The sequence below is a fragment of the bacterium genome, from assembly GCA_018812485.1.
Classification (GTDB): Bacteria; JAHJDO01; JAHJDO01; order JAHJDO01; family JAHJDO01; genus JAHJDO01.
Map to the genome: position 1 here is coordinate 1 of JAHJDO010000116.1, position 4,089 is coordinate 4,089.

Below are 4,089 nucleotides of genomic sequence, written 5' to 3' on the forward strand. Positions count from 1 at the left end.
ACTGTAGTGCTTATCGGCCGTATTTCCAACAATGGACTTACATCTATTTTACCTTTATTTAAAGCCGCAATTACATCTTTTTCCTCTCCCGAAACAACTGCCAGTATATCTATATCACTGCCCTTGCTCCACTCACCTCTTGCTACTGAGCCAAAAAGTATTACTAACTGGATTTTTTTCTTTGATAAATCTATTACATCTTGTGTGTATTTTTGTAATAGCCGGGTTATCTTTTTGTTTTTATTGTAAAATTCTTTTTTCCTTTCAAGTTCTAAGAATTCAAATACCTTCAGAAGAGTTTCGTTCTCTAAGTTGGGCTTAAAAAAGGACATATTAGAAATATCTCTTCTTTTAAACATATTATCCTTTAAAAATAAACGCAGTGAGTTATCAGTGTTAGTTAATGAAACCTCTGACATTCGGGCTATTTCTCTGAGGTGTATCTCATTAAAGGGGGATTTCAAAAAGACTTCTAATATCTTTTTTCTTTTAATAGGTATTAACATATTTTCTCCTGTGCCCTATTGCATGGGACAACTGCCCCATATAATAAAACAGTAAATATCTCCTGTCAAGCCCAAATATCTCGTTTTTTGGAAATGCAGTAAAAAACTCTTAATAGGGGGTAGTGGGAGATTGGAGTTTTATGTCTAGAACCCTAATATTAATAAAAATTATAATTGGATAGATCATGGATATGTATTAACTAATTATAAGGGGCAGGGACAGACAGTAAAGAGTGTCTTGATCAACCTTGATACAGCGAAAAGAAGTCTTACAAATAGGAATAGCTTCTATGTGTCGATCTCGCGGGCTACAGATGAGGTAAAAATTTACACAAACGATAAAGAAGGCATGGTAAATTCTCTCAGGACATGGCAAGAAAAAACAACAACATATGATTTGAAAAAACCTGAACATGAGCAAGAAAAAGGTATTGATATGCAAAACATTAAAATGGAAGTAAAAAAGCTATTATCCAGCTTAGAAAAAGGCAAAGAAGAACCTGAATTAGCTGAGACAAGAAAAGAAGTAGACTGTCAGCTGCAAGGAATAGAAATGTCGCAAGAGGTAAGCATGACAGAAAAGGCAGTGCCTGGAGCAGAAAAATCACAAGCTTTAGAAAAAGAACAAGAGCTGGAAAAAGATATGGGCATGGGGTAAAATTATGAGTATCTCAAAACCCACACTTTATAATTACATACACAAACAAGATAAAGAAGCTGCACTTAAAAGCCACTATAAAGAGGAATATGATTCTTTAAGGTCACAATTTGTGACCTTAAAGCTTTAATATGTCTAAAGTTCTTTTAAAAGCTGTTATATGGGTAGGAAGCTAAGGGAGTGACAAGATGAAACTTAGCAAAGATTATAACTTGTCTGTTTGTAATCCACGGTTGGCAAAGGAGTGACATTCGACTAAAAACGGTGATTTAACGCCGAAAGATATAGCGCCATATTCTAGCCGAAAAGCATGGTGGAAATGTAAGAGAGGGCACAAATGGCAAGCTGTGATTAAAGAGTAGAAACAAAGGTGTAGGATGTCCATATTGTTATTGTGCTAGCAGAAAAAAATTTAAAAATAATCAAATGGAACTACTTAACCCGCAACAGCTTTTGGCAAAAGCAGGATAGGTGAAAAAATAGTGAAAAGGTTTAAAACTTGGAAATACCCAAAAAGTCAGACACTGTCTGACCGTCGCCCTTCACACAGGGGCGTGATTTAAAAATTGGAAATCACAATTTGTGATTTCCAATTCTGAGAAAATGGGATTAAGGCGAAAGCCCTACGCTTTTACAGAATAAGGTATTGCAATGCTTTCAAGTGTTTTAAGGTCACAATTTGGAAGTTTAAAAAAGGAGAAGACAGAACTTATCGCAAATTGCGATAGGTTCAAATTATCTGTTTTATTATTAGAGGGGGAATAAGCATGGAAGACTTAATGGCATGTGGTTGGATATTAAGCAGAGTTTTTTTATTTCTTGTTGCAGGATTTGTGGTTTTTCGGCTGATAAAAAGGTTTGGAAAATCGTTTTTAAAATTCACGATGTGGATGACGAGTATTTTGCTTTTATGTTTCGGAATCTTATATCTATACATTTTTGTCACTTTAGGGGTTACAAAGCCAACGTTGTCCAATGTGGCTGCTGCATATTATAACAAAATTACGCCGATAGAATTGGCTGGAAAAGAAAGAGAGAGCCAATAATGAGTAGTACACATATAAAGGATTTTTCGGGGCGGAATATGGCATCAAGTCTACAATCAAGATGTATTTTGATACTCTCATTTTATCAAAGCAGGAATTTGAAAATTGGAGGTACCAAATTGGCATCTCCAATGATAAAGTTGCCTCTCATAGAGAGAGGAAGATGTTAATGGAGAGAAGATTGGATGTTCTTTAAGCGGAAAGACAAAATTTCAATTTCTCGCTTGATCAAAAAATCCAATCCAGGATCCTCAAGATTATCGTTTTTCCCCCACAAAAATCGCGAGAGCCGCTGCATCGAAGTCTGGCAAAAGCAAATTTTTCTTTGCCATATTCTGGACCTGTAAAGGAAACTTTGATTAATTTCTTTCTCAAGATCTTCAATCTCTTTTTCGATTTGTTTATCCATAATTTTTCCCTCCTCGTAATATATAACAGTTTCAGGAAGAACTTTAGACTATAATTTTACCCAGCTTTGAAGAGTGGAAACGGAAGGTTCGTCACTCCTCACACAGGGGTGTGGATTGAAACTTTCAGAATTGGGGGTTCTAGACATAGAACCCCAATTGGATATCACAATTTGTGATTTTCGTCGCCCTTTACCACCAGGGGCGTGGATTAAAACAGAAATAAAATAATACTTGACGGAATGATATTATTATGATATCAGATTATTATGCCTCGTAAAATACGGCAACTTATTACGGATTTAGAAAAGGTTGGCTTTGTTAATAGGGGAGGCAAAGGTAGCCATAGAAATTTTTTACACCCCAAGTGTCCTTACATTGTTCGGCTGTCAGGAAATCCTGGAGCTGATGCATTGCCCTATCAGGGGAAAGCGGTAAAACGAGCATTAAAGGAGGTTTTGCGATGAATAAACCTAGCGATTATTACCTAAAAATTGTGGAGTGGTCTGAAGAAGATCAGTGTTACGTTGGAATGGCGCCAGGTCTAATTATTGGCGGCGTACACGGAGAGAGTCAAAAGAAGGTTTTTTATGAACTGTGCGAGGCAGTGGAAGAAGCTATACAAATACTACAGAAAGAGGGCAGACCTCTTCCGGCAGCAACGGCCAACAAGGACTATTCAGGGAAAATAGCGCTGAGAATTCCTTCTCAATTACATAAAGTTCTTACTGCAAAAGCATTCCAGGCAGGTGAGAGTGTTAATAAGCTAATACAACATAAATTAGAAACTGCTGTATAACATTATAATTTTTAAAACTGCGAGGTGAATTTCTATGAAAAAACATTTAACCTTAAAAGATGTTTTAAAAGAGGAACTCAAAGACAGCGAGTTTAAGAAATTTTATGAAGAAGAAGGGCAAAGATTAGCTTTAGGGTATAAGATTGCCAAACTTAGACAGAAACAAGGATTGAAACGAGATGATAAAGGATAAATATACAAAAGCTACAATATACCTAGACGAGAACATTCACAAGGCGTTAAAAATGAGGGCAGTAATGCTTAAGACCAGCATATCTAATCTTGCTAATAATGCTATTAAAGAGAGCATTTATGTCAAGAAAAATCCTTCGCTTTGCTCAGGAAGCTTTCACAAGCGGGAAACCATTACGGTTCCCCACAAGAATAATCACTTTATCTCTAGCATCTCCCCGCAATTGGGACAATGCAAATAGCTTTGACCATCATCGTGATATTCTTTACCGCCAGGTTTAAACTGCTCAATATATTCTATGGGAACATTAATTTGATGCTTGCATTTGGAACAAGAATAATTGATTGTTCTGTCGGATTGTCCTTTGTTCTTTAGACTCTTTTTCCACCACATCATTTCTCTCCTCTACCCATTTCCCATCCCTAAAGATATCATAAACTCTTCCGTATTTAGGATGCCACACTTCATAAAGAATAAGCT

8 protein-coding genes are annotated in these 4,089 nt (G+C 36.3%); 6 read left to right on the forward strand and 2 right to left on the reverse strand.

The window, feature by feature from the left end; translation table 11 throughout:
- The coding region (locus KKC91_09505) for a nucleotidyltransferase domain-containing protein (GenBank protein MBU0478786.1) at positions 1-506 on the reverse strand (506 nt) is incomplete at its 3' end.
- 292 nt (positions 507-798) lie between these two features.
- Between KKC91_09505 and KKC91_09510 the strand changes: the two genes are divergently transcribed.
- The 3 genes from KKC91_09510 to KKC91_09520 all read left to right on the forward strand — a co-directional run bounded on the left by KKC91_09510 (position 799) and on the right by KKC91_09520 (position 2,210).
- Positions 799-1,164, forward strand: coding sequence for a hypothetical protein (locus KKC91_09510; GenBank protein ID MBU0478787.1), 366 nt, complete (start codon positions 799-801; stop codon positions 1,162-1,164).
- 284 nt (positions 1,165-1,448) lie between these two features.
- The gene (locus KKC91_09515; GenBank protein MBU0478788.1) at positions 1,449-1,526 is read left to right on the forward strand and encodes a zinc-ribbon domain-containing protein; all 78 of its coding nucleotides are present in this window, start codon (positions 1,449-1,451) and stop codon (positions 1,524-1,526) included.
- A gap of 405 nt (positions 1,527-1,931) precedes the next feature.
- Positions 1,932-2,210, forward strand: a complete 279-nt coding sequence (locus KKC91_09520; GenBank protein MBU0478789.1) for a hypothetical protein — start codon at positions 1,932-1,934, stop codon at positions 2,208-2,210.
- 166 nt (positions 2,211-2,376) lie between these two features.
- On the opposite strand, the gene KKC91_09525 is transcribed toward KKC91_09520, so the two are convergent.
- Positions 2,377-2,619 (reverse strand): hypothetical protein, encoded by a 243-nt coding sequence (locus KKC91_09525; GenBank protein MBU0478790.1) that lies wholly within the window; start codon positions 2,617-2,619, stop codon positions 2,377-2,379.
- A gap of 461 nt (positions 2,620-3,080) precedes the next feature.
- On the opposite strand from KKC91_09525, the gene KKC91_09530 reads away from it, so the two are divergent.
- From KKC91_09530 to KKC91_09540, 3 genes are read left to right on the forward strand one after another with little or no spacing between them, the layout of a single operon-like run.
- Entirely contained in the window at positions 3,081-3,416 is a 336-nt protein-coding gene (locus tag KKC91_09530; GenBank protein ID MBU0478791.1) for a toxin-antitoxin system HicB family antitoxin, read from the forward strand.
- A gap of 34 nt (positions 3,417-3,450) precedes the next feature.
- A complete protein-coding gene (locus tag KKC91_09535; protein MBU0478792.1) occupies positions 3,451-3,609 on the forward strand; it encodes a hypothetical protein in 159 nt (52 codons plus the stop codon).
- Complete coding sequence (locus tag KKC91_09540; protein MBU0478793.1) at positions 3,596-3,850, forward strand: hypothetical protein; 255 nt, start codon at positions 3,596-3,598, stop codon at positions 3,848-3,850. The genes KKC91_09535 and KKC91_09540 overlap by 14 nt, the downstream gene beginning before the upstream one ends.
- Positions 3,851-4,089 lie beyond the last annotated feature (239 nt).

Coding starts and splice junctions, on each gene's coding strand:
- KKC91_09525 (MBU0478790.1), bottom strand. CDS start 2,619: ATGGATAAACAAATCGAAAAAGAGATTGAAGATCTTGAGAAAGAAATT.
- KKC91_09540 (MBU0478793.1), top strand. CDS start 3,596: ATGATAAAGGATAAATATACAAAAGCTACAATATACCTAGACGAGAAC.
- KKC91_09535 (MBU0478792.1), top strand. CDS start 3,451: ATGAAAAAACATTTAACCTTAAAAGATGTTTTAAAAGAGGAACTCAAA.
- KKC91_09530 (MBU0478791.1), top strand. CDS start 3,081: ATGAATAAACCTAGCGATTATTACCTAAAAATTGTGGAGTGGTCTGAA.
- KKC91_09520 (MBU0478789.1), top strand. CDS start 1,932: ATGGAAGACTTAATGGCATGTGGTTGGATATTAAGCAGAGTTTTTTTA.